Genomic DNA, 23,923 nt, shown 5'->3' with positions numbered 1-23,923 from the left:
ACACTCGGTACGTTGCAGCTTCGAAACGAACGGGGGTTCTTGCATGCTCGATCTGGTGAATGTCACGCACGTCTATGCCAATGGCACGCGCGCGCTGGACGACGTGACGCTCAGCATCCCCACCGGCATGTTCGGGCTGCTCGGGCCCAACGGCGCGGGCAAGTCGACGCTGATGCGGACGGTGGCGACACTGCAGACCCCGACCTCGGGCACGATCCGGTTCGGCGACATCGACGTGATCGCCAACCCGGAGGCGTTGCGCGAGACGCTCGGCTATCTGCCGCAGGATTTCGGCGTGTATCCACGCGTCTCCGCCTACGACATGCTCGATCACATGGCCGTGCTGAAGGGCATCGCCTCCGCGCGCGAACGCAAGGAGACGGTCGAGACCTTGCTCAACCAGACCAACCTGTGGACCGTCCGCAAAAAGGCGATTGCAGGCTTTTCGGGCGGCATGCGCCAGCGTTTCGGGATCGCGCAGGCGCTGATCGGCAATCCCGGGCTGATCATCGTCGACGAACCGACGGCCGGGCTGGATCCCGAGGAGCGCAACCGCTTCCTCAACCTGCTCGCCGAGATCGGCGAGAACGTCGTGGTGATCCTGTCGACGCATATTGTCGAGGACGTCGCTGACCTGTGCCCGCGGATGGCGGTGCTGGCGGCGGGGCGGATCCAGCTCGAGGGCGCGCCGCTCGACCTGATCCAGAGGACCCGCGGCCATGTGTGGGCTAAGACGATCGGCCGCGACGAACTCGACGCGGCGAAGCTCCATCATGAGGTGATCTCGACGCGGCTGTTCGCTGGCCGGACGATCATCCACATCCTGTCGCCCGAGGACCCCGGCGACGGCTTCACCGCCGCGCATGGCGGGCTGGAGGACGTGTATTTCTCAACGTTGTCGCGGTCGCGACGCGTATCGGTAGCGACCGCCAGCCAGTTCGCAGCCGCCTGATGTTCGGTCAGATCGCTCGCTTCGAGCTGCGCTATCAGTTGCGCAACCCGGTCTTCTGGACCGTCGCGATCCTGTTCTTCCTGCTCAGCTTCGGATCGATGACGATCGAGCAGATCCAGATCGGCAGCGGCGCGAACATCCACAAGAACGCGCCGGTCGCGATCGCGCAGGTCCATCTGATCATGTCGCTCTTCTTCATGTTCGTGACGACCGCGTTCGTCGCCAACGTGATCGTCCGCGACGACGAGAGCGGGTTCGGGCCGATGGTGCGCTCCACCCGGGTCAGCAAGTTCGACTATCTAACCGCGCGGTTCCTGGGCGCGTTCGGGGCGGCCGCGCTCGCCTTCGCCGCCATTCCGCTGGCGATATGGCTGGGATCGCTGATGCCGTGGGTCGATGCCGAGAAGCTCGGGCCGAACCGGCTTGGCGACTATGCCTATGCCTATTTCCTGCTGGCGATGCCGAGCGTGTTCATGACCTCGGCGATCTTCTTCGCGGTGGCGACGATGACGCGGTCGATGATGTACAGCTATCTCGGCGTCATCGTCTTCCTCGCGCTTTATCTCGCGATGAACGTGGCGCTGCGGGCGAAGCCCGAATGGCGGACGGTCGGCAGCTATTTCGAGCCGTTCGGGCTCGGCGCGTTCGGCACCACGACCCGCTACTTCACCGCGAGCGAGGCCAATGCCGGACTGCCGCGCTTCGCAGGCGTCCTCGTCTGGAACCGGCTGTTCGCGATCGCGATCGGCTTCGTCGCGATCGGCATCGCCTATGCGCGCTTCTCGTTCGCGGAGCGCCGAGTCTCGAAACGCGCGCTGCGCAAGCAACGCCGGACTACCGAGAAGCTCGCGGCCACCGCGCCAGTGCTGGTCGACCGCCTGCCCGCCGCCCGCCCCGCCGCCGCCGCCTGGACCCGCCTTCGCGAACGCTGCCGGTTCGAGATGACGCTGGTATTTCGCAGCCCGGCGTTCCTCGTGCTGATGCTGATCGGCGTCTTCAACACGCTTGCCGGGCTGCTCGCCACCAACGAGATGTACGGCACCGCGATCCGCCCGCTGACCTTCGCGCTGATCGGCACGCTGGAGGGCGCGTTCGGGATCATTCCGGTGATCATCGCGATCTATTATGCGGGCGAACTCGTCTGGCGCGACCGCGAACGCGGGATGCACGAAATCGTCGACGCAACGCCGCTGCCCAACTGGGCGTATCTCGCGCCGAAGGTCCTCGCGATCACCGGGGTGCTGTTCGCGACCTCGGTGGTGGCGGTGGCAACGGCCTGCGCGGTGCAGCTCGCGCGCGGCCAGACCGATCTCGCGCTCGGCCAGTATGCGCTGTGGTGGGTGCTGCCGATGACCGTCGATGCGGTGATCCTCGCGGTGCTGGCGGTCTTCGTCCAGGCGCTGAGCCCGAACAAATATGTCGGGTGGGCGATCATGGTCGTCTACCTCGTCAGCACGATCACGCTGACCAGTATCGGCTTCGAACATCCGCTGTATCAATATGGCAGCGCCGGGACGGTGACGCTGTCGGACATGAACGGCGCGCAGATCGGTGGCGCGCGGGGATGGTGGCTGCGGCTCTATTGGGGGGCGATCGCGCTGGGGCTGTGCGTGCTGGCGCATCTGCTCTGGCGACGCGGAACCGAGACGCGGCTGCGCGTACGCGTTGCGCAGGTGCCGCGCCGCCTACTCGGGGCGCCCGGCGTGGTGTTCGCGGCAGCGCTGCTGGTGGCCGTCGCGACCGGTGGTTTCCTCTATTACCAGATGGACGTCCTCAACGTCTATCGCACCAAACAGGACGGCGAGGCGCGCCTGGCCGTTTATGAGAAGAAGTATCTGCGCTATGTCGGCGTGAAGCAGCCTTCGGTCACCGACATCCGGCTGACCGTCGCGCTCTACCCCGATCAGCGTCGGCTGGAGGCGGACGGTGTTTATGCGTTCGTCAACGATACCGGCGCGTCGGTGCGCGATCTCCACGTGCGCCTGCTCGACGACAAGACGCGGCTGGGTACGGTCGTTATTCCCGGCGCGAAGCCGGTGATGGAGGACGTCGACCTGCAATACCGCATCTACCGGTTCGCGACCCCGCTTGCTCCCGGTGGACGCGGCACGCTGACGTTCCACGCCACCCGCTGGCAGCGCGGCCTCGTCGCCAATGGCGACGACACGCGCGTCGTCAGCAACGGCACCTTTCTGGAGAATCGCGAATTCTCGCCGCAGATCGGGATGAGCAAGGATGGCCTGCTGGAGGATCGTTCTAAACGGCGCAAATACGGCCTGGTGCCCGAGCTCCGCACCGCCAAGCTCGAAGACCGCACCGCGCAGGACCGCAACTTGCTCGCTAATGCATCATGGGTTCGCTCGGACATCACCGTCTCGACGGTTGCGGGCCAGGTCCCGGTCGCGCCCGGCCGGCTAGTGTCGGACAGCGTTGCGGGTGGTCGCCGTACCGCCCGGTACGTCTCGACCGCACCGATCCTCGCCTTCTTCTCGGTGCAGTCCGCTGCCTATGCGCAGAAAGGCCGGCGCGTCGACGGCACGGCGCTACGCGTCTTCTATGACCCGCAGCACGCGTTCAACGTCGATCGGATGCTCGACGCGATGCAGCGGTCGCTCCGCTATTACCGCGCCAATTTTGGGCCCTATCAGTTCGATTATGCCCGGATCCTCGAATATCCCGGCTATGCGAGCTACGCGCAGGCGTTCGCGGGCACGATCCCCTACTCCGAACGGATCGGGTTCATCGCCGACAACCGCGACACCGCCAAGATCGACTATCTCAGCTACGTCACAGCGCATGAGCTGGGCCATCAATATTGGGGGCATCAACTCGTCTCCGCCGACATGCAGGGCGGATCGATGCTGGTCGAGACGATGGCGCAATATTCGGCCCTGATGGTGATGAAGCACCAATATGGCGACGACAAGATCCGCCGCTTCCTGAAGTACGAGCTCGACAGCTATCTGCGTGGCCGCGGCAGCGAGGTGATCGAGGAAGTCCCGCTCGATCGCGTCGAGAGCCAGGGCTATATCCATTATCGCAAGGGTTCGCTGGTGATGTACCTGCTCCAGGATCGGCTGGGCGAGGCGCGCGTCAACGCGATGCTGCGCAGGCTGCTCGCGCGCTATCGTTTCAAGGGCAAACCCTATCCGCGCTCGCTCGATCTGGTCGACGGCTTCCTGTCGCTGGCGCGCACGCCGGCGGAACGGCAGCTAGTCGTCGACCTGCTCGACCGGATCACCGTCTACGATCTCAAGACCACCGCCGCCGTCACGCACAAGCGCCCGGATGGCAGCTACGAGACCGTGCTGACGATCCAGGCCGCGAAGGCCTATGCGAACGGCGCGGGTGCCGAGACGCCGGCGCTCCTCTCTGACACGATCGACGTCGGCCTGTTCGACCAGCGGCCGGGGCTCGGCAGCTTTGCCGCGAAGGACGTCATTTCGAAGGATCGGCGGGCGATCCGGTCGGGCGAACAGACGATCCGGATCGTCTCGCGCCGTAAGCCGGCCTTTGCCGGCATCGATCCGTATAACCTGTATGTCGACAGGAACGGCGACGACAATGTCGTGGCGGTCAGCGGGCAATGACGCCGGCGATCGGCGGCGGTGTGTGGCGGGTCTTGGCCGCACGGGGCGAAGGCGTTGCGCTTGACAGTCTAAGCACGGTCGCGATGCTGGGCGGATGAAAGCCGTCCTGCCACTTGCCGCCCGTCCGCTTCTCGAGCCCCATCTGCCCGATACGCTCGATACCGCGTGGTTCGCGACGCCCGCCGACGCAAAGGCGATGATCGCCGATGCGGACATTGCCTGGGTGGACATGCAGCCGACCGAGCTCGTCGCCGAGGCGCTCCGTGCGGCGGGCCCGCGACTGGCCTGGGTCTCGACGATCTATGCAGGGCTCGACGCTTTCCCGCTCGACCTGCTCAGCGCCAGGGGCGTCACGCTGACCAATGGCGCGGGGATCAACGCGATCACGGTGGCGGAATATGCGGTGATGGGCGTGCTGGTCGCGGCCAAGCGGTTCGATACGGTACTGCGCGCCTATGACCGGCAGGCGTGGCTGAAGGATGCCCCCGGCAAGATTGAACTCGACGGGACGAAGGCGCTGGTCATCGGCTATGGCACGATCGGCCGGATGATCGGGGATCGGCTGGGGGCGTTCGGCGTCGATGTCACGGGAGTCACGCGGACCGGCCGCGACGGCACGATCACCGCGGACGCCTGGCGCGACCAGCTCGGCACGTTCGACTGGGTGATCCTTGCCGCGCCGTCGACCGGTGCAACGGCAGCGATGATCGGATCCGACGAACTAGCGCAGATGAAGCCATCGGCCTGGCTGATCAATATCGCGCGCGGGGACATGATCGACGACGACGCGTTATGCGCGGCGCTGGCGGCTGGAACGATCGCCGGCGCGTTCCTAGACCCCACGCATCCGGAGCCCCTGCCCGCCGGGCACCCCTTGTGGACCGCGCCCAATACGATCGTGACGATGCACATGTCCGGCCGAAGCCAGATGACGATGTTCAAACGCGGCGCTGCGCTGTTCCTCGAGAACCTCGACGCGTTCCTCGCGGGTGCGCCGATGAAGAACGTGGCGGATCTGCGCGAAGGCTATTGACGGTTCGACGGCGCGGCAGCCGGTGTAACCTGTCGCGTGCGGTTATAGCTCTTCACGCCGCGACGACGTAGATTGTCGGCCCGGCGACGACGCGTGCGAACGATCAGAACGGGCACGGCAATTGCGACGACGGTGGCAATTATCGAGAACGCGATGATGAGACGTAGGGGCATGTTCATCTCCGCTTAATGCCGGAGGGTAAGCGTATATGCCACATTAATCGTCGTCAACGACGACCCTAGACGAGCACCGGATCGGGTTTTTGCAACAGATCGTCGCCAAATTGGCGAGACGGGGCAGCAATGACTTAAACGGCGCAAGCTTTACTTCATTGCGCAAAAACGCATTTCCGAGCATGGATAGCCGCACAATTCACCAATCGGACGACATGATATGGCCGCGAACTGGGCCCCTGACAGCTGGACACGATACGAAGCACGACAGCTCCCCACCTATACCGACGCCGCCTCGCTGACCGCAGCGACCGACCAGCTTGCCAGCTTTCCACCGCTCGTCTTCGCCGGCGAAGCGCGAAACCTGACCGCGAGCCTCGCCGAGGTCGCGGCAGGCAAGGCGTTCCTGCTACAGGGCGGCGATTGCGCAGAATCGTTCGCCGAGCATAGCGCGAACAACATACGCGACACGTTCCGCGTCATTCTGCAGATGGCGGTCGTGCTGACGTACGCGTCGAAGCTACCGGTCGTGAAGCTCGGTCGAATGGCGGGCCAGTTCGCCAAGCCGCGCTCGACCGATACCGAGACGATCGGCGGCGTCGAGTTGCCGTCGTACCGCGGCGACAACGTCAACGACATCGCCTTCACCGCCGAGGCGCGCGCGCCCGATCCGCAGCGCATGATCCGCGCCTATTCGCAGTCGGCCGCTACGCTGAACCTGCTGCGCGCGTTCGCGCAAGGAGGGTATGCAAACCTCCACCAGGTCCATCGCTGGACGCACGACTTCATGGGCCGCAGCCCCTGGTCGAAGAAATATGCCGAGACCGCGGACCGGATCGGCGAGGCGCTCGAGTTCATGGCCGCGTGCGGGATAGATCCCGAGACCGTGCCGCAGCTCGCGCAGACGCATTTCTACACCAGCCACGAGGCGCTGCTGCTCCAGTACGAGCAGGCGCTGACCCGGCAGGATTCGCTGACTGGCGACTGGTACGACACCAGCGCGCATTTCCTGTGGATCGGCGATCGCACGCGCTTCGAAGGATCTTCGCATGTCGAATATCTGCGCGGCATCGGCAACCCGATCGGTATCAAGTGCGGCCCGAGCCTAGAACCAGACGCCTTGTTGCGGATGCTCGACACGCTGAACCCTGCGCGCATCCCCGGCCGGATGACGCTGATCACGCGCTATGGCTATGACAAGATCGAGGCGAACCTGCCCCGCCTGGTCCGCGCCGTCACGCGCGAGGGCCATCCGGTGGTCTGGAGCTGCGATCCGATGCACGGCAACGTCGTCAAGGCCGCCAACGGCTACAAGACGCGGCCCTTTGACCGGATTCTCGCCGAGGTGCGCGGCTTCTTCGCGGTCCACCGCGCCGAGGGTACGCACGCCGGCGGCATCCATGCCGAGATGACCGGGCAGAACGTGACCGAATGCACCGGCGGCGCGGTCGACGTGACCGAGCAATCGCTCGCGGATCGCTACCACACGCACTGCGACCCGCGCCTCAACGCCGGCCAGAGCCTCGAGCTCGCCTTCCTGCTCGCCGAGATGCTCAACGAGGAAATGGCCGAGCGCAAGAAGGTCGCCGCTTGAGAAAAATGGCGGGCGCCGAAGGAATATGTGGCAACTGGGTTGACGACCGCCGCCACGTTCCGTAGACGCCCGCATCTGCTAACGGCCCCTTCGTCTAGCGGTTAGGACGACGCCCTCTCACGGCGTAAGCACGAGTTCGATTCTCGTAGGGGTCACCAGCGTTTCAACGGACATTGTTGGCGGCACGCCTGGCTAGAAAGTCGACCTGAGCGGTGGGTTGTTCAATGCGCACGTCGCGGGGGGCTGTCCGGCGCAGATCCAGACGTTAGCCACAGTGTGACGTCCATGGGTCCCCCTGCGCGCATCATGGTCGGCAGTTGCTAGATCCCGGAACTAGACCCTATGCGATTTGCGAGGCGACCTGCCGCTCGATGTCGCATGCTGGCAGAAAGGCTATGCCAGGCCGGTCGCGCAACGTGCCGAGCAACGCTTCCAAGGCGCCGATCCGATAGGGAAGGCCCATGACGTACGGGGTCAGGTGGATCGGCAGCATGCGTCCGCCGAACCACGCCGCCTCGCTTTCCAGCCACATGCAGGCATCTTCCAGCTGGGTGCGGAAGCTCTCCGCCGATTGCTGCTGGACGGTCACGATCTGTCGGTCGGACAGTTCATGGTTCAGCGGGATGTTGAGGATCGTGCCGGACGGCGTCGCGACGCGGTACGGAAGGTCGTCATTCACCCAGTCCAGCATATAGTCGAGCCCCGCCTCGACCAGCAGCCGCGGTGTATTCCAGCTTTGCGACCGTGCGATCGAAAGCCAGCCGCGGGGGCGCGTTCCGGCTACCTTCTCAAGGCCATCTAGGGAGCGCGCGATGAGACTACGTTCGGCGTCCTCATCCAGGCCGGACGCGATCGTGCCGTTCATGTCGGTCGAGTGCGCGGCGATCTCGTGCCCGGCGGCAACGATGTCGCGAATGATCGACGGATAGCGCTCGGCGATCGCGGCATTGGCAGCGACGGTGACCTTTGCGCCGACCGCAGCAAAGGCGTCGAGCAGCCTGTAGAAGCCCACCCGCGTGCCATATTCCCGCGCGGTATAGTGGCGATAGTCCGGATAGGCGGTCTGCATGTGCCCGGGCGCGAGGAACGGCGTCGCGGACGGCTGGATCGGAAACCATTCGAGCGAGACGATGATCGGCACGGCGACCACCGTATCGCCCTCCCAGGCGATCGGTTGGCGTTCGAACAGGTTGGACCAGGGGTACAGATCATGGTCCATGCCGCGACGGCGCCGATCGTAGACGAGATAGTTCGTGTCGAGACTCATCGGCCGTTCTCCGCGAAGCGGGCGGCATCGGCGGCGGCCGAGTCATACCCATTGGCCAGGAAATGATCGGCGATATCGCCGCTGCGCGTGATCCATGCCCGCCCGTCCGCGGCGATGTGACGCAGCACCTCCTCGAAGGGGCCAATCCGATGCGGCTGCCCGATCAGATAGGCGTGAAGCGGAATGCACATCACGGTGCCGGACGTCTCGCCCTCCGCCGCCAGCCGGTCATATTGCCGGATCAGCGCGTCGGCATAGTCGCGCGGGCTCATATTGTAGATGAAGAAGCCATAATGGTCGTTCACCTCGAGGCTGTAGGGCATCGAAATGAGCTTGCCGGACTTCACATGCACCGGCCCTGGCTGGTCGTCATGGTACAGGTCGCAGGTGTAGGTGAGGCCATATTCGGCGATCAGATCCAACGTGCGCGGCGTGTGCGTCAGCGCCGGCGCGAGCCAGCCGCGGATCGTCTGCCCGGTCGCCTCGCGGACGGTGCGGATCGAATCCTCGATGATCGCGCGTTCCTGCGCCTCGTCCATCCCGTAGGAGTAGCGCGTATTGTAGATGCCGTGGCTGAAGAACTCCCAGCCGCGCGCATTCGCATCCGCGACGACCTCCGGGATATGCTGGCACAGCGCAACCGACAGCGAGACCGAGCCGGGGAATCCGTGCTTGCTCATCACCTCCGCCATCCGCCAGTGGCCGACGCGATTGGCATAGTCGCGGTGCGCATAGCCGACGACGTCGGGATGCGGCTTGGTCCAGCTCTTGCGGTGCGGGTTGGCGGGCGGGTCGATCTCGTAATATTCGAGATTGGGCGACACCCACACCGCGATCGACTTGCCATCCGGCCAGCGGATCGGCGTGCGGTCGCGATAGGGGCGGAAATCATACAGGCCGGGATCGGCTTCGCCTTCACGCATCAGCGTGCCTCCAGCCAGTCGACCACGGTCTGGACCGGCTCGACATCGGCATATTTGAGCTGAAGGTCGGTCAGATTGGCGAAGTGGTAGCTCTCATGCTTGTCCGCACACGTCTCGAGCGGGACGATCGTGCGATAGCCGCGGCTGAGCGAATCCACCGCGGTGGCGCGGACGCAGCCCGAGGTCGAGCCGCCGGTGATCACGACCGTATCGACCTTGTGCCAGACCAATAGGCTCTGCAGCGGCGTCTCGAAAAAGGCCGATGGCATGCGCTTGTCATAGACCAGGTCGACCGCCGCATCGATCTCACAGCGATCGTCGAACGCATGGCGGCGCGACCCGTAGGTGATGTTCTGCAGGCTGTCGGGCGTGTCGCTGCGCGTGCCCCAGACCCCCGCGTCCGCCGCGGTGCCGTGATAGCCGACGCGGGTCCAGATCACCGGCATGCCACGCTCGCGCGCGAGCCGGCTGATCGTGTTCACATGGTCGATCTGGCGCGGGTCCGTCTCATAGGCGGTCTTGAACTCGTCGAGCCGGGTATAGGCGTTCTGGATATCGACGTTGACGATCGCAAGCCGCTCGCCAAACCCGAATTTCGCGCGGGCGGGGTTGGACATCACCTCCTCGAAGATCTGTCGGGCGGTGCGGTCGTCCGCAACCATGCGGGTGCCGAGGATGTCGATCATGATGCCATCTCCAATTCGTGCTGCGGCCGCGCTATCGCCGGCGCGAACCCGAGCGGGAGCCCTGCATCGGGTACGAAGCCGTAGAGCGGCTCGTCGGGCAGAGCTTCCGCCAGTATCGCTCGGGTCGCCAGGAGCTTGGGGATATCGATTCCGGTATCCAGGCCCATCGCCTCGAGCATGAACACGAGGTCCTCGGTGACGATATTCCCGCTCGCACCGGGCGCGAACGGACAGCCGCCCAGCCCGCCCAGCGACGAGTCGAAGGTCCTCAGGCCGGCATCGAGCCCGGCCAACACATTGGCGAGCCCGAGCCCGCGCGTGTTGTGGAGGTGGATGCCGGTCACCGCGGCGGCGCCTGCGACATCGCGCACCATCCGGACCATGTGCCGCACGCCTGCGGGATCCGCATAGCCGGTTGTGTCCGCGAGCCCGATCTCGTCACAGCCGGCCTGCATCAGCGCCTCGGCCAGCCGCAGGACCTGCGCATCCGAGATCGCGCCTTCGAGCGTGCAGCCGAAGACCGTCGACAAGCTCCCCTCGAAATGCGGGCGCTGTTCGACCGGCAGCGCCGCGATCAAGTCCGCAATGGCGCGTGCCTCGGCGAGCACCTGCTCGTGCGTCCGGCGAAGATTGGCGAGGCTGTGCGTTTCGGAAACGGACAGCGGCAAGGTGATCTTGTGCGCGCCCGCCGCGATCGCGGCCGCCGCGCCCTTGGCATTGGGTACCAGCACCGCGACCGTGAGGCCCGGGATTGTTCGTGCAAAGGCGACGATCTCCGCGGTGTCCGCAAGCTGGGGGAGCAGCTTTGCCGGGACGAAGCTCCCGACCTCGATCTCGGTCACGCCGGCGGCTGCCTCGGCCGTGATCCACGCCTTCTTGACTGCCGTCGGCAGCACCCGGTCGAGATTTTGCAGGCCATCCCGCGGGCCTACCTCACTGATCAGTATCTGCGATGCCATTCGACTCACCTTGGCTTTTATGTCTTATACCTATAACAATTGAGAGAACCTGTCGAGCATGGGTAAGGTTGCACGGATTTGGAATGGGAGATGACATGATCGACGAGGCGTTGCCGCTGAGCGGTATCCGGGTGATCGAGTTCACGCATATGGTGATGGGGCCGTCGGTCGGCCTGATCCTGGCCGATCTTGGTGCCGACGTGATCAAGGTCGAGCCCAAGGGGGGTGACCAGACCCGGCATCTGCTCGGCTCGGGCGCGGGATATTTCCCGATGTTCAACCGCAACAAGCGCAGCATCTGCCTCGATCTCAAGAGCGAAGTCGGCAAGGCGGCCGCCATCGCGCTGGTCGAAGGCGCGGACATATTGATCGAGAATTTCCGGCCGGGCACGCTGGTCCGGCTAGGGCTCGGACCCGATGATTTCGCGGAGCGCCATCCCCGGCTGATCTACTGTTCGGCCAAGGGCTTCCTGACCGGCCCGTATGAGAACCGGACCGCGCTCGACGAGGTTACGCAGATGATGGGCGGGCTTGCCTATATGACCGGCCCGCCAGGCCGGCCGCTGCGCGCGGGCGCATCGGTGGTCGATATCACCGGCGGGATGTTCGGCGTCATCGGGATCCTCGCCGCGCTCGAGCGCCGGCATCGTACCGGGCGCGGCGGCGACGTGAAGTGCGCGCTGTTCGAGACGACGGCCTTTCTGGTCGGACAGCACATGGCGCAGGAAGCGGTCACCGGGAAGGCACCGCGACCAATGCCCGACCGGATCTCCGCCTGGGCGATCTACGACGTGTTCGAGACGCGCCTGCCCGACGAGCAGGTGTTCGTCGGCGTCGTCAGCGACGGGCAATGGGTCGCGTTTTGCGAAGCGTTCGGACTGGACGCGTTTCTCGCGGACGCGACGCTGGCCACGAATAACCAGCGGGTCGAGGCCCGCGAGAGGATCCTGCCGACCGTCCGCGACTGTTTCCGCGCGATGAGCCGCGCGGAGGCCGTTGCGCTACTCGAGCGGCTCGGCTTGCCGTTTGCGCCGATTGCGACGCCGTCCGACCTGTTCGACGATCAGCATCTCGGCGCGGGCGGTGGGCTCGTCGACCTCACGCTCGAAGACGGAACGCAGACCCGCCTGCCCGGGCTTCCGATCGAAATGGACGGCAGCCGCATGCCGCGTCGGCTCGGACTGCCGACCCCCGGCGAGCACGGCGCCGAACTGTTGCGCGAGGCGGGACTCAGCGAGGACAGGATCGCGGCCGCGCTGGCCTGATGTCAACCGATAGCAGGCCGCGTGCCGCTCTGGAGATCGAGGCTGATCCGGTAGCGATCGGCCCGATAGTCCGCGATCGTGAACAGCACCGGCCTGCCCCCGTCGTCGAGAATGACTCGCTCGATTCGCAGCATTGCGTCGCGCGGCTCGATCCCGAGCAGCGCGGCGGTGTCGGCGCCGGCATGCTGCGCGGAAACGGTCTGCCGCCCCCCCGCGATCACGACGCCCGCGTCGGCGAGATGCTTCAGGATGGGGTTGGCGGTGAGCGACCGCTTGGTGAGCTTGACGCCAAGATCGGCGGGCATCCAGCTCGTCACCAGGCCGAGCGGCTCGTGACCGGTATGGCGGATGCGTCGCGCGCGATACACGATCGTCTCCGCCTGCCGTTCCAGAATGTCTGCAATGTCCGCGGGCGCCGGTTCCTTGGCGAGGTCGACGACCTTGACCGGCGTGTTGCGCCCGAACGCCATGAGGGACTCGATCGCCTGGTCGACATTCGCCTCGATCGGCACGGTGGAGGCCTGGTAGACCACGCGCGTACCGGTCCGGCGGCGGCGTTCGACCAGCTTGTGAAGCGCCAGCTCGTGCAACGCGCGCCGCGCCGTGATCCGCGAGACGCCGTGCTGCGCGCCGAGTTCATGCTCGGTCGGCACCGACGCCCCGAACGCCAGCCGGCCACGCAGGATATCATCGCGCAAGGCCAGGAATATCTGGTGATAGAGCGGGACGGCATCCGCGCGTTGAACCGGTACAACTGCCACGCCCGAACCGTCCTTGCCTCTTGCCATGGCGCGACCTTAGCGCAGCCCCGAAAGTCGGCACAGCATTAAAACTCAAGACGTTTATTTGTTATAATGCTATAGCAAATGATCGTTCTGTCTGGTACATGAGCCGGATGGCAAAGACCCTGTTCGACAAGATATGGGAGGCGCACCGGATCGCCGACCTGGGCGATGGCGCGGCGTTGATCGCGATCGATCGCGTGCTTCTCCACGAGCGGACCGGCGGCGTCGCGTTGCAGAGCCTGGAGAGTGCGGGATACAGCGTGCTGGCACCCGAACGCGCCTTCGCGACGATGGACCATGTCGTCGACACGCGACCGGGTCGCACCGACGAGACGCTGATGCCCACCGGCAAGAACTTTATCGTCGCGACCCGCGAGGCGGCGAAGAAGGCGGGCATCACGATGTTCGACATCGGCGATCCGCGACAAGGCATCGTCCACATCATCTCGCCCGAACAGGGTATCATCCAGCCGGGCAGCACGTTGGTCTGCCCCGATAGCCACACCTGCTCGCAGGGCGCGCTCGGGGGGCTGGCGTGGGGAATCGGATCGAGCGAGGCGGAGCATGCGCTCGCTACGGGAACGCTGCGGATCCAGAAGCCGGGGACGATGCGGATTACCGTGTCGGGACAGTTGTCGCGGGGCGTCACCGCAAAGGATCTTGCGCTCTACATTCTCGAGCAGATCGGCGCCGCGGGGTCGCGCGGCCTGGTGGTCGAATATGCGGGGACGGCGATTGCCGCGCTCGATGTCGATCAGCGGCTGACCCTGTGCAACATGGCGACCGAGCTTGGCGCGTTTACCGCGATCATCGCGCCCGACGACACGACCTTCGCCTATCTGGAAGGACGCCCGTTCAGCCCGCAGGGCGAGTTGTGGACGCAAGCGGTAGAGGCCGGCCGCGACCTTTCCAGCGACGACGACGCCTGTTTCGATCGCGAATGGTCGATGGATGCGTCCGACGTCGCGCCGATGATCACCTGGGGAACCAGCCCGCAGCACGCGATGCGGCTGGGCGCGCCGGTGCCCAGGACCGGCGACTCCCCCCGCGATACAGCCGAGGCGGTTGTGCGGGCGCTCGACTATATGGGGTTGAAGCCCGAGCAGGAGATCGTCGGGTTGACGATCGACGCGGCGTTCATCGGCTCCTGCACCAACAGCCGAGTCTCGGACCTGCGCCGCGTGGCGGAGATCCTGCGCGGGAAACACGTCGCCCCGCATGTCCGCGCTATCTGCGTGCCCGGCTCCAGCCAGGTCCGCATCGCGGCGGAAGCCGAGGGGCTTGACCAGGTTTTCCTCGATGCCGGCTTCGAATGGCGCGAGGCGGGATGTTCGATGTGCTTCTATGCGGGGGGCGAGAGCTTCGGACCGCAGGAGCGCGTGATCAGTTCGACCAACCGCAATTTCGAGAGCCGCCAGGGCCCCGGTACGCGGACCCACCTCGCCTCGCCCGAAACCGTCGCAGCCTCTGCGATCGCCGGACGGATCGTCAGCCCAGCGCAAGGTGAGCCAAGCTAATGACACCCTTCACCACCTGCACCGCCGTCGCCGCCCCGTTGCTGCGCGACAATGTCGATACCGACGCGATCATCCCGTCGCGCGAGATCAAGAGCGTCGGCAAGACCGGACTCGAGGATGGGCTGTTTGCGGGGTGGCGCTATACCAAGATTGGCGGGCGCGAGCCGGACCCGGGCTTCATCCTCAATCAGCCCGCGTATCGCGACGCGCAGTTTCTCCTGTCGGGGACCAATTTCGGCTGCGGCTCGAGCCGCGAGCACGCCGCCTGGGCGCTCGCGGAATATGGCTTCCGCGCGGTCGTCGCCCCGTCGTTCAATCCGATCTTCCAGGGCAATTGCGTCCGCAACGGGATCGTGCCGGTGGTGCAGCCAGCGGACGTCGTCGCTCAGCTTGCGGACGATGCGCCGGGCCCGATGACGATCGATCTCGTCGCGTGCGAGATCCGCGCAGCCTCGGGCACGACCTGGAGCTTCGAGATCGGGGAGGAAGCCCGGCACATGCTGCTCGAGGGGCTGGACGCGATCGCGCTGACGCTGCTGCGTCGGGCGGAGATCGACGCGTTCCTGGCGGACGACCGCAGGCGCCGCCCTTGGATCTACCCCGGGGCGGCCGCCTGATCGCTCAAGCCCGGCCGATCGCCTCGGCCGCGGCGCGCCCCGCCAGCTTGCCAAAGGTGGTTGCGGTGAGCAATCCGTTACCCGCCATATAGCCGTCCGCACCCGCCCCCGAGACGCCCCGCGCCGCACCGCCGCCCGCATACAGGTTCGGCAGCGGCGACCCGTCCGCGCGCAGCACGCGCGCGTCGCGGTCGACGACCAGGCCGCCTTGCGTGTGGAACAGCGCGCCAGTGACCTTGGCGGCACGATAGGGCGGTGCGAGCACAGGCTTGCCGGTAAAGTCGCGTCCGAACGGGTCTTCGGCCTCGTCAGCGACCATCTGCGCCACCTGCGCTGCGGTCCTAGCGAGCGCGTCGCGAGGGAGCTCGGTCGCGTCGGCAAGCGCGTCGAGATCCTCTGCCTCGATCACTGCGCCAGCGGACAGCGCGTCGCGATAGTCGTCGAACTGGAGCATCAACACATGCAGCCGCGCGTCGAAGATCGACCACGCGACCCCGCCAGGCTGCGCGTTGACCTTTGCCGCCTGTTCCGAATAGCCCGCCGCCTCGTTCGAGAAGCGGTCGCCGGCGAGGCTCACCTGGAAGCCGCCTTCCATGATCAGCGGCCAGAGAATGGGCACGCCGTGCCCGACCGCGAGCCCGCCATGCCCCTGATAGCCGTGCATGTCGCCGGTCGCGGCGCCCAGCGCCTCGCCCCAGGCGATCGCATCGCCCTTGTTGCCGAAATGCCCGTAGAACACCGCGCCCGCCATTTCGGGGATGAACCGCTCGACCATGTCGCTATTGCCGCCGAACCCCGAACAGGCGAGGATCAGCGCGTCACAGCCGATATCCTCCGCCGTGCCATCGGGCCGTCGGATACGGATGCCGGTGACCCGGTCGCCGTCGGCGTGCAGCGCCTCGACAGTCGCGTCGGTCAGCAGCGTCGCGCCCGCACGTTCGGCGGCGGCCTCGAGCGCGCCCATCAGTTCGCTGCCCGAGCGACGCGGCGTGCCGTACATCCGCCGCGCGCTGTGCCCGGGGTACAGGAAGCCGTCGACCAGATCGAGCGGCACGCCGTGGACATCGCGCATCCACGCGATCGTGTCGGCGGACTGCTCGGCGAGACGCAACGCGATGTCCCCATCGGTACCGCCCTTGGTCTTGCGCATGAGATCCGCGGCGAACAGCGCCGGGTCGTCGTCGATCCCGGCTGCGCGCTGTTCGGGCGTGCCCGCGGCGGGGATCAGCCCGGTCGACATCGCCGTGGACTCCAGGGGCGTCGAATCGCGCTCGAGCACGAGGACCTCGACCCCCTTGTCGCGCAGCGCGAGCGCGGCGGTCAGCCCGGTCGCGCCCGCGCCGATGACGATCGCGGGAAACGCAATTTCGAAGGCGACCCCCGCTCCGTTCAGCACCATTGTGTCCGTCATGACAGAGTCCTTTTCGGTTCAGCGGTCGGATACGGAGAGGCGGCCGAGCCGGGCCGCGACCGCGGCAAGCACGCCGGAGAGCACCAGCGGCACCGCGAAACAGGCGAACGTCACCCATAGCGGCTGCTTCGCCGCCAGCAGCGCGCCTCCCGCGATCGGGCCGATGATCGCGCCACCGCGGCCGATCCCGACAGCCCAGCCGATCCCTGCACCGCGGATCTTCGCCGGATAGAGCTGCGCCGACAGCGAGTAGAAGCCGGTAAACCCGCCCTGCAACGTCAGTCCGAGCGCGAAGGCGGTGAGCAGGATCAGCGTCAGCGGCAGGCTTTGCGCGAAGATCATCATCAACACCGCGCAGATCGCGAAGAAGATCGCGATCAACCGGCCGATCGAGTTGCGCATCGCGAGCCACCCGATCAGCAAGCCGCCGATCGCGCCGCCCATGTTGAAGATGCTGCCTGCCCAGAGTGCCTTGGACTGGCTGAGCCCGCTCTCGACCGCGAGCTTGGGGATCCAGCTGGTCACGAAATACAGGACCGCAAAGCTCAGGAAGGTCGCCATCCACAGCGTGACGGTCGCGCGCCAGAGGTCGGGCGCGAGCAGATCGCGTGGCCGTGGCAGCGAGCCCTTTTCGGCCAGTGGCGGAAGCGCGGCCAGTTCCGGCCACCCCATCCGGCGGCGCAGGTCGTTGGCTTGCGCGAGCGCGCCGGCGGGCTGCCGCGTCTCGAGGAACGTCACCGATTCCGGGAGCAATGCCCAGACGGCCGGCAGAAGCGCGGCGCTAATGACCCCTGCCCCGATCAGCGTCGCCTGCCAACCGAAGGCCGGGATCGTGTAGAGCGCGACAAGCCCGGTCCCGACCGCACCGATCGGATACCCCGCCTGAAATATGCCCATGGCGAGCGAGCGACGCCCCGCAGGCGCGTATTCGCTGACGAGCGCCGCGACGCTGGCCAGCAACGTGCCGATGCCGATCCCGGTCAGCGCGCGGAGGATCGAAAAGGTGACGAGATCGGGCGCAAACCCACAACCGAGCGCCCCGATCGTCATGACCGTCAACGCCAGCAACACGACCGGCCGGCGGCCCCAGGTGTCCGCGAATGGCGCAACCACGACGCAGCCGACCATCATCCCGAACAGTCCGGCGCTGAACACGACGCCCAGCGTCGCGAGGCCGATGTTCCAGTCCGCCGCCATCGACGGCGCGACATAGGACATGATGAGCAGGTCCATCCCGTCCAGCGCGTTGATCGCCGCGCAGATCGCGACCACCAGGATCTGGAGTCCGGTCCAGCGCTGCGATCGCAACCGTTCGCCGAGCGCGATGGCCTCGTCGGCAACGCCGGCCGTGATGGCCTCGTCGGCGTCACCGACGGGGACGGCCCCGCTCACTGCGCGACCATCACGGCGTCGGCTGGGGACCGGCGTCTTGCATAAGCGATCGGCATCGGCTCTCTCCTTGCGTGTCCAATGCCTTTTGCATTTGGACCTGGGGTCGGTGGGCGTGCGACACGGCGCCAAGCCTCCCTGCCGAGGCTGGCAATCGTCGGCGAAGGTGGCGCTACTTCCGATGGAATGCGCGGTGCTGCCCGGCGGGATATGGCGGCATCCTATGCCGCCGCGACGCCGTGTCAATCAGTAATGTACTATCCATATAACAAATGGACGCCGTCATCAGAGCAGGACGTAGATGGTCCCCGACAGGTTCAGCGCGTCCTTGAACCGGCCGATGAACGAGGGATTCTTGATATAGGCGACTCCCGGCGTCAGGTAGAGACCGTGGGTGGCGTGGAAGGTGTAGCTGCCGGTCACCGAAAACTGATGATCGTTGGCGTAGATCTCCTGCGCGGCGTTCGCAGTCTGCGCGTCGTCGGAGTATTTGGTATAGCCGACCCGCAGCGCGACCGAGTCGAGCGGGCGCGCGGCGAACGGTCCGAGGTGATAGACCCGCCCTTCATAGAACTGCGTCATGCTGTTGACGTTGCTAGGCGCCCAGAACACGCTAGCACCGGCGTAGACGCCATGCGACGGTTGCGCCCGGTCCGGCTGGGTCAGCTGGAAATCCGCCGCGCCGTACACCGTTTTGTTCGCCGCGGTGCCCTGCCCGTCGAAGCGCGTATAGTTCGAATCATTGTAGAGCGCGCCGGCACGGACCCAGATCTGCTTGCCATCCTTCGAAGCGGGTCGCTTGACGCCAACCTCCCCGATGTACAGCGGCCCTGCGTCCTTCATCTTGAACGCGACATTGGGGCCGTTATGGTCGAGTTCGTACGGCGTCCCCGCCGGCGCCGTGCTGCGTTGCACACCCAGCTTCAGATAGCCGCCCCGCTTGGCGTGGAACGTCAGGTTCACGGCGGGCGTCGCGGCAGGATCGGCGCTGAGCCCGGCCTGGATCGGGATCAGGCCGGTAAGCCCCGATGCCAGCACAGGGCTGCCGCCCACGAAGAAGCCAACCCACTCGTAATAATTGGGCATGATACCGAGCTTCAGCTCGATCTTATTGTCGGCAAAGCTCTGGTAAAGCGCGATGTTCCTGAAACCGACCGTGTTCTGTCCGTTCGGCCGGAAGGTCGTGATCTGCGAATTATAGCCGAGGATCAGTTTCGCATCGGCGAGCCCGAACTTGTCGAGGCCGATCGTGGTGACGATGTTGGTCGCCTGATACTGCAGCGTCGGACGCTGGCCATTATAGCGTTGCGGCGCATAGGGTTGGCCCGTGTCGAGCGGGTTGTAGAGGCCGACCATGCTCAGACGCGCCTGGATGCCGATATCATGCTCGGCGAGCATGCTGCGGACACCACCCGCATCGCGCAGCAGCGAGTCCGCGGAGCCAGGGACGCTCGTGGTCAGGCCCGGTTCGGCGAGCGCATCGAAGCGTCGGTACTTGGCCGCGTCGTCCTCGGCATCGGATGCGACGGCCAGCGGTGCCTCGGACGGCTCGACCGACGCTCCCGCGGCATTGCCCGCAACCGGAACCGCCGGCTCGCGCTGCCCCTCCGCGCCATCGCCGACCGGGGCTTGCTGCGCGACGGCAGACGCGGCCAGGACGGTAACGCCCGCAAGACCGGCGGAAAGCGTGGCGGCGCGACAAAGCGCGCGCGAAAGTACGCGTGACATAATCCTGCTCCTGCTTGAGCCGCCGTTGAGGCGGGTATTTATTGTTGTTGAGACACAAGCCGTCGATTACGCACAATTTGCATGCTGCATATCGCAAGCAACCTCGTGTCTCGCCGGTTCCTATCCGGAAAAGTGCTTCATTCGTATTTAATCGAAATGCACTTTTGTTGGCACTTACCCAACGAATCGAGAATTACCGTTTGTCGAAACTGCCCAGTCCCTATGGTTCCCTCGGACGCCAATCTATAAGCAGCGACTGCGTGTCAAGCTTTATGTACTATGTATATAACAATTCAAGGGGCGGGCCGGATTCGACGAGCCCTTGAGCGTTTGAGGCATCGCGGACGGGACGGGCGCAACCGGAGACCGGAGGCGCGCTGGCGGCGATAGGGGCCGGAACCCAGCCAGTGCTGGCAGCTCGGCCTTGTGGCGCACGCATCGGCCCGCAGCCGGCGGCTCCGAATGCACGGGGGTACATCGTCGAGAATTTGATAAACGAGCTGAAGTACCCGTAACACCCCCGCGCGCAGTGGCCAGCATCGCACGGAGCGGACGGCCTCGGCCGGGAAATATGCTCGAACAGCAGCGTTCCGTCGCGGCGAAGACCGTCCAAGCGCATGATGACATCGACGGCGCCGTGCGACTCGAACGGTGCGCCGACGCCTATAGTACGGATCGATTGGACCGATGCGCTCGAGGCGCACGGCCATGACGCGGTGTACTGGAATAGCTTAGGGCGCGAGCTGCTTGACCGGGCGGATCAGGATCTCCTCGACAAGCACGCGGGGCGGCTGCGCGAAGGCATAGACCAGTGCCTGCGCGACGTCTTCGGACGTCAACGCGTCCAGGCTCTCGCGGCGATCGCGCATCGCGTCGCTGACGTTCTGGCCGAACTCGGTCCACACGGCACCGGGTTCGATCACCGAGACACGGATCCCCTCGCCGCCCAGTTCCTTGCGCAGCGCGTCGTGAAAGCCGATCACCGCGAACTTCGTCGCGCTGTACACCGACCAGGATTCGGTCCCGTAGCGTCCACCGACGCTGGACACCGACGAGATCATTGCACCCGGTCGCCCGCGCATCAGCGGGATCGCCGCCTGCGTGCAATGGAGGACGCCGTAGAGATTGACGTCTATCATCCGCTTCCAGTCGGCGGGGTCGCTGGCTTCGAACCGCGCGTTGACGCCAAGACCGGCATTGTTGAACAACAAGTCGAGCCCGCCAAAACGACGCTCGACCTCGCCGAACACATCCGCGACCGCCGCAGCGTTGCCGACATCGGCGGTCAACGCCAATGCTGCGTCACCAAGCTCCGCGGCCAGCGCAGCTATCCGGTCGCGACGCCGCGCCACGAGCACCACGCGTACGCCTTCCGCGACGAGCAGCCGCGCGGTGGCCTCGCCGATACCGCTTGAGGCACCGGTTATCACCGCGACCTTGCCGGTCAGGTCCTGCATCTTCATCGCCGATCGTCCTTGCGAGTATGTCCCAGCGCCTGAGAACGCTTTCCCCTTGAGAAGGAGCCATTTTCCTTGGGGCGTACGCCATCACAAAGTTTGTGCTTCAACCGACGGTTCACCGTCACCCGCTACCGCCCGACGGGAGCCCGGGAAGCGCAGACCAAAACGTCCGCGTCCGTCGCGTGCCGTTGCGACCAGCGTGAACAAGACGCCGATCACGCAGGTCCAGCCGAAGACATCTCCGACCCGACCGTACAGCGTTTGCCCCCGCCCCACCGGCATTTGCGCGCGCACGATCGTCACCCCGCCAAGCGTTAGCCGCTCTCCGCGGACACGCCCACTGTCGTCATAGACGCCAAGCAAACCGTCGCGTGACGACCGCGCGATCGCATAGCCGTTTTCGACCGCGCGCATCGCGGTCATCCGCGCGCCCATCCATCCGTCCCGCCCGAAATCCCAAGCCGGGACAGCCATCGCGCGGACGTTGCCGGCATATTCCCGGCCGATCGACGGGATATGCATGTCCTTGCAGATGGCGATGCCCAGCGCAGTGGCAGCGACCGTGGTGCGCAGCGGCGTCGTGCCCGGCACATCGCGCGCCTCGAAGCCCGGCACCACACGCTGCTTGTCGTACCAGGACAGCGAGCCGTCGGGCGCGCTTACCAGCGCTCGGTTGTGGAACGAGTCGTCTCGAACCTCCAGGCCGAGGACGATCGTTGCCCCGGTCGCGCGTGCCGCTGCGGAGACCTGCTGCGCCGCGGCCTCCGTAGCCTTTCTATCCAGCAACGCGATCTTCTCGGGCAGCACCACCAAACCACCCCGAGTGGCTGCGCTTCGCACGGCAGGGCCGTAGACGCGCCACACGGGCTCCCACGCGCGCGGGATGCCAGAAAACTGGTTGGTCGCGATGAGGGTCGTCGCCACGGTATTGGCCGTCGTCCGCATCCGACCGATCGAGAACAGCCCGACGGCCAGCATCACCGCCGCCATCACCGCGATCGCCGCCAGACGCTGCGCAGAGGTCCAATCGCGCGTCATCCATAAGCCCGCCAGCGACCCCGGCAGGAGAATGAGAAATACGACGGCCGGAACGCCGCCCAACGCAGCAACCTGGACAAGCCCCGGCATGGTCATCTGGCTGTAGGCGAGGCTACCTGCAGCGCCGTGGGGAGAGACGATCATCGTGACCTGCTCAAGCGCGGCAAACGTCATCGGGAGGACCAGCATCGCCAGCGCCAAGGACAACCCGCGCGCCGCCGCCTCGGCTGTCCGCAGGGCAAGGGTCAGCGATGCGATCCGCAGCAGCAGGATCATTGCGGTGCCGGAGACGCCGTTCAGCTCGATATAGTAAGAGGCCAAGTTCGCCATCACCGCCGTCGATGCGATGATGGAGGTGATCCATCTCCAGCGACAATCCCGCGCCGCGGCGACCAGCAGGGACGCCGGAACCAGCCAGGCCGCCCACCATAATGGCTCGAGCGCATAGCTCGCGGCCAGCAACAGGCCGGCGACCAAGGCGACGACGAGCCTTGCGCCCCATTGTCCAGTGAACGCGTCCGGTTGCCCGATATGCAGTGGGAAAATGCTGGCCATCGACAGCTCCTGAAAAGGGAGCCGACGTCTATCCGGGCATCTTCCGGGCGTTCCACCCCGATTGCGTGAGTGGGCGAATGGGTACGCGAAGCGTCAGGCGGGTTGCCGCGACGATCGGGCGTCGGCAGAGTGCCGACATGCGGATCGATGGCTGGCACGGCGAACTCGGTGGGCCGCTCTGGTGGGCGCGAGTCGTTGGCTTTGCGGTCCTTATCGGCCTGCTACTTGGCCTGATTGGGCCGTTCGGCAGCTATATGAACGGCAGCCCGCTGGTCTTGGCGCTGCACTGGATCGCGATGACGACGGTCGGCGCGGTGCTGTTCGGTTCGGCCGGACCGTGGCTCGTCACGGTCGGCATCCGCCATGGTTTTCCGGCATTGTACGCGCTCGGCGGTGCGATCGTCATTCTCGCTGTGCCGCTGGCGGTGGTGTCGGCGCTCGAAGCGCGCTGGCTATGGCCGTCGCAGACGCGCGTGCTGAGCCCGGCCGATTGGTACGTCCAAACGCTCGGCATTGCCGTCTGCGTCGTCATTCTTTGGCTCGTCGTTGAGCGAGGACGGGGAACGCGGCGGAATGTGGGGCGGATCGTCGCGCCGGACATCGTGTCGGCGGCCAGCACCTCCACCATGGGGCCGCTGTTATGCTTACAGATGGAGGATCATTACGTCCGGTTGCACCGGGCTTGCGGCTCGACGTTGGAGTTGATGCCCTTGCAAGAGGCGATCGCGCGTCACGGCCGTGACGGCCTCCAGGTCCATCGCGGCTGGTGGGTAGCGCTCGCCGCGGTCGCCGCCTCGGAACGCGACGGCCGCAACTGGCGCCTCCGGCTGACGAACGGTCTCGTCGTACCGGTCGCGCGCAATCGCGTGCTGGAAGCGCGCGCGAAAGGCGTGATCGGGGGCGAACTCGTCGGGCCTTGACCCGACCGAGCCTGTCATGGCCGGCGCGTTCGCTCGGTTGAGCCGTCGGCTGATGCGTAGA

Annotated in this window: 18 protein-coding genes and 1 tRNA gene; 9 read left to right on the top strand and 10 right to left on the bottom strand. The window is 65.9% G+C overall.

Annotated features, from left to right (window positions below):
- Nucleotides 1-43: 43 nt before the first annotated feature.
- The 5 genes from EV283_RS11010 to EV283_RS10985 all read left to right on the top strand — a co-directional run bounded on the left by EV283_RS11010 (nucleotide 44) and on the right by EV283_RS10985 (nucleotide 7,500).
- Complete coding sequence (locus EV283_RS11010; RefSeq protein ID WP_130325334.1) at nucleotides 44-952, top strand: ABC transporter ATP-binding protein; 909 nt, start codon at nucleotides 44-46, stop codon at nucleotides 950-952.
- Entirely contained in the window at nucleotides 952-4,542 is a 3,591-nt protein-coding gene (locus EV283_RS11005) for a M1 family aminopeptidase (protein WP_130325332.1), read from the top strand. Before EV283_RS11010 ends, EV283_RS11005 begins: the two co-directional genes overlap by 1 nt.
- A gap of 94 nt (nucleotides 4,543-4,636) precedes the next feature.
- Entirely contained in the window at nucleotides 4,637-5,575 is a 939-nt protein-coding gene (locus EV283_RS11000; protein ID WP_130325330.1) for a D-2-hydroxyacid dehydrogenase, read from the top strand.
- 393 nt (nucleotides 5,576-5,968) lie between these two features.
- The gene (locus tag EV283_RS10990; RefSeq protein ID WP_130325326.1) at nucleotides 5,969-7,342 is read left to right on the top strand and encodes a 3-deoxy-7-phosphoheptulonate synthase class II; all 1,374 of its coding nucleotides are present in this window, start codon (nucleotides 5,969-5,971) and stop codon (nucleotides 7,340-7,342) included.
- 83 nt (nucleotides 7,343-7,425) lie between these two features.
- Nucleotides 7,426-7,500: transfer RNA gene (locus EV283_RS10985), tRNA-Glu, on the top strand.
- A 182-nt stretch (nucleotides 7,501-7,682) separates the two neighbouring features.
- On the opposite strand, the gene EV283_RS10980 is transcribed toward EV283_RS10985, so the two are convergent.
- Genes EV283_RS10980 through EV283_RS10965 form a run of 4 tightly spaced genes read right to left on the bottom strand, consistent with a single transcriptional unit; the run spans nucleotide 7,683 to nucleotide 11,177 of the window.
- Complete coding sequence (locus EV283_RS10980; RefSeq protein ID WP_130325324.1) at nucleotides 7,683-8,609, bottom strand: polysaccharide deacetylase family protein; 927 nt, start codon at nucleotides 8,607-8,609, stop codon at nucleotides 7,683-7,685.
- Nucleotides 8,606-9,532, bottom strand: a complete 927-nt coding sequence (locus EV283_RS10975) for a polysaccharide deacetylase family protein (RefSeq protein WP_130325322.1) — start codon at nucleotides 9,530-9,532, stop codon at nucleotides 8,606-8,608. The genes EV283_RS10980 and EV283_RS10975 overlap by 4 nt, the downstream gene beginning before the upstream one ends.
- Nucleotides 9,532-10,215, bottom strand: coding sequence for an isochorismatase family protein (locus EV283_RS10970; RefSeq protein WP_207223132.1), 684 nt, complete (start codon nucleotides 10,213-10,215; stop codon nucleotides 9,532-9,534). The genes EV283_RS10975 and EV283_RS10970 overlap by 1 nt, the downstream gene beginning before the upstream one ends.
- Nucleotides 10,215-11,177 (bottom strand): hydroxymethylglutaryl-CoA lyase, encoded by a 963-nt coding sequence (locus tag EV283_RS10965; RefSeq protein ID WP_130325320.1) that lies wholly within the window; start codon nucleotides 11,175-11,177, stop codon nucleotides 10,215-10,217. Before EV283_RS10965 ends, EV283_RS10970 begins: the two co-directional genes overlap by 1 nt.
- An 83-nt stretch (nucleotides 11,178-11,260) precedes the next feature.
- On the opposite strand from EV283_RS10965, the gene EV283_RS10960 reads away from it, so the two are divergent.
- Nucleotides 11,261-12,442: a CoA transferase gene (locus EV283_RS10960; RefSeq protein WP_130325318.1), complete on the top strand. Its 1,182-nt coding sequence runs from the start codon at nucleotides 11,261-11,263 to the stop codon at nucleotides 12,440-12,442.
- Nucleotides 12,443-12,444: 2 nt separating this feature from the next.
- Here the strand turns inward: EV283_RS10960 and EV283_RS10955 are convergent, their stop codons facing one another.
- Complete coding sequence (locus EV283_RS10955) at nucleotides 12,445-13,230, bottom strand: GntR family transcriptional regulator (RefSeq protein ID WP_130325316.1); 786 nt, start codon at nucleotides 13,228-13,230, stop codon at nucleotides 12,445-12,447.
- Nucleotides 13,231-13,337: 107 nt separating this feature from the next.
- Here EV283_RS10955 and EV283_RS10950 point away from each other — a divergent pair, with 107 nt between their 5' ends.
- Both EV283_RS10950 and leuD read left to right on the top strand, forming a co-directional pair.
- Nucleotides 13,338-14,744: a 3-isopropylmalate dehydratase large subunit gene (locus EV283_RS10950; RefSeq protein ID WP_130325314.1), complete on the top strand. Its 1,407-nt coding sequence runs from the start codon at nucleotides 13,338-13,340 to the stop codon at nucleotides 14,742-14,744.
- Complete coding sequence (gene leuD, locus EV283_RS10945) at nucleotides 14,744-15,361, top strand: 3-isopropylmalate dehydratase small subunit (RefSeq protein ID WP_130325312.1); 618 nt, start codon at nucleotides 14,744-14,746, stop codon at nucleotides 15,359-15,361. Before EV283_RS10950 ends, leuD begins: the two co-directional genes overlap by 1 nt.
- A 4-nt stretch (nucleotides 15,362-15,365) precedes the next feature.
- On the opposite strand, the gene EV283_RS10940 is transcribed toward leuD, so the two are convergent.
- The 5 genes from EV283_RS10940 to EV283_RS10920 all read right to left on the bottom strand — a co-directional run bounded on the left by EV283_RS10940 (nucleotide 15,366) and on the right by EV283_RS10920 (nucleotide 22,864).
- On the bottom strand, nucleotides 15,366-16,772 hold the full coding sequence (locus tag EV283_RS10940; RefSeq protein ID WP_165391760.1) for an FAD-dependent oxidoreductase: 1,407 nt from the start codon (nucleotides 16,770-16,772) through the stop codon (nucleotides 15,366-15,368).
- Between the two features lie 18 nt (nucleotides 16,773-16,790).
- Complete coding sequence (locus EV283_RS10935; protein WP_130325310.1) at nucleotides 16,791-18,164, bottom strand: MFS transporter; 1,374 nt, start codon at nucleotides 18,162-18,164, stop codon at nucleotides 16,791-16,793.
- A gap of 282 nt (nucleotides 18,165-18,446) precedes the next feature.
- On the bottom strand, nucleotides 18,447-19,889 hold the full coding sequence (locus EV283_RS10930) for a carbohydrate porin (protein WP_130325308.1): 1,443 nt from the start codon (nucleotides 19,887-19,889) through the stop codon (nucleotides 18,447-18,449).
- A 731-nt stretch (nucleotides 19,890-20,620) separates the two neighbouring features.
- Nucleotides 20,621-21,352, bottom strand: a complete 732-nt coding sequence (locus EV283_RS10925) for an SDR family oxidoreductase (RefSeq protein WP_130325306.1) — start codon at nucleotides 21,350-21,352, stop codon at nucleotides 20,621-20,623.
- Nucleotides 21,353-21,436: 84 nt separating this feature from the next.
- Nucleotides 21,437-22,864 carry a hypothetical protein gene (locus EV283_RS10920; RefSeq protein ID WP_130325304.1) on the bottom strand — a complete coding sequence of 476 codons (1,428 nt, stop codon included), beginning with the start codon at nucleotides 22,862-22,864 and terminating at the stop codon, nucleotides 21,437-21,439.
- Between the two features lie 155 nt (nucleotides 22,865-23,019).
- On the opposite strand from EV283_RS10920, the gene EV283_RS10915 reads away from it, so the two are divergent.
- Nucleotides 23,020-23,862, top strand: coding sequence for a LytTR family transcriptional regulator DNA-binding domain-containing protein (locus tag EV283_RS10915; RefSeq protein WP_130325302.1), 843 nt, complete (start codon nucleotides 23,020-23,022; stop codon nucleotides 23,860-23,862).
- Nucleotides 23,863-23,923 lie beyond the last annotated feature (61 nt).

Source organism: Sphingomonas sp. BK036, from assembly GCF_004216825.1.
Taxonomy (GTDB): Bacteria; Pseudomonadota; Alphaproteobacteria; order Sphingomonadales; family Sphingomonadaceae; genus Sphingomonas.
The sequence above is the reverse complement of the archived record's forward strand: the minus strand, read 5'-3'. Positions and strand labels throughout refer to the sequence as shown.

What these genes read in the sequence shown, in the direction of transcription:
- EV283_RS11010 (WP_130325334.1), top strand. Translation starts at nt 44, where the DNA reads ATGCTCGATCTGGTGAATGTCACGCACGTCTATGCCAATGGCACGCGC.
- EV283_RS11005 (WP_130325332.1), top strand. Translation starts at nt 952, where the DNA reads ATGTTCGGTCAGATCGCTCGCTTCGAGCTGCGCTATCAGTTGCGCAAC.
- EV283_RS11000 (WP_130325330.1), top strand. Translation starts at nt 4,637, where the DNA reads ATGAAAGCCGTCCTGCCACTTGCCGCCCGTCCGCTTCTCGAGCCCCAT.
- EV283_RS10990 (WP_130325326.1), top strand. Translation starts at nt 5,969, where the DNA reads ATGGCCGCGAACTGGGCCCCTGACAGCTGGACACGATACGAAGCACGA.
- EV283_RS10980 (WP_130325324.1), bottom strand. Translation starts at nt 8,609, where the DNA reads ATGAGTCTCGACACGAACTATCTCGTCTACGATCGGCGCCGTCGCGGC.
- EV283_RS10975 (WP_130325322.1), bottom strand. Translation starts at nt 9,532, where the DNA reads ATGCGTGAAGGCGAAGCCGATCCCGGCCTGTATGATTTCCGCCCCTAT.
- EV283_RS10965 (WP_130325320.1), bottom strand. Translation starts at nt 11,177, where the DNA reads ATGGCATCGCAGATACTGATCAGTGAGGTAGGCCCGCGGGATGGCCTG.
- EV283_RS10960 (WP_130325318.1), top strand. Translation starts at nt 11,261, where the DNA reads ATGGGAGATGACATGATCGACGAGGCGTTGCCGCTGAGCGGTATCCGG.
- EV283_RS10955 (WP_130325316.1), bottom strand. Translation starts at nt 13,230, where the DNA reads ATGGCAAGAGGCAAGGACGGTTCGGGCGTGGCAGTTGTACCGGTTCAA.
- EV283_RS10950 (WP_130325314.1), top strand. Translation starts at nt 13,338, where the DNA reads ATGGCAAAGACCCTGTTCGACAAGATATGGGAGGCGCACCGGATCGCC.
- leuD (WP_130325312.1), top strand. Translation starts at nt 14,744, where the DNA reads ATGACACCCTTCACCACCTGCACCGCCGTCGCCGCCCCGTTGCTGCGC.
- EV283_RS10940 (WP_165391760.1), bottom strand. Translation starts at nt 16,772, where the DNA reads ATGACGGACACAATGGTGCTGAACGGAGCGGGGGTCGCCTTCGAAATT.
- EV283_RS10930 (WP_130325308.1), bottom strand. Translation starts at nt 19,889, where the DNA reads ATGTCACGCGTACTTTCGCGCGCGCTTTGTCGCGCCGCCACGCTTTCC.
- EV283_RS10925 (WP_130325306.1), bottom strand. Translation starts at nt 21,352, where the DNA reads ATGAAGATGCAGGACCTGACCGGCAAGGTCGCGGTGATAACCGGTGCC.
- EV283_RS10915 (WP_130325302.1), top strand. Translation starts at nt 23,020, where the DNA reads ATGGGTACGCGAAGCGTCAGGCGGGTTGCCGCGACGATCGGGCGTCGG.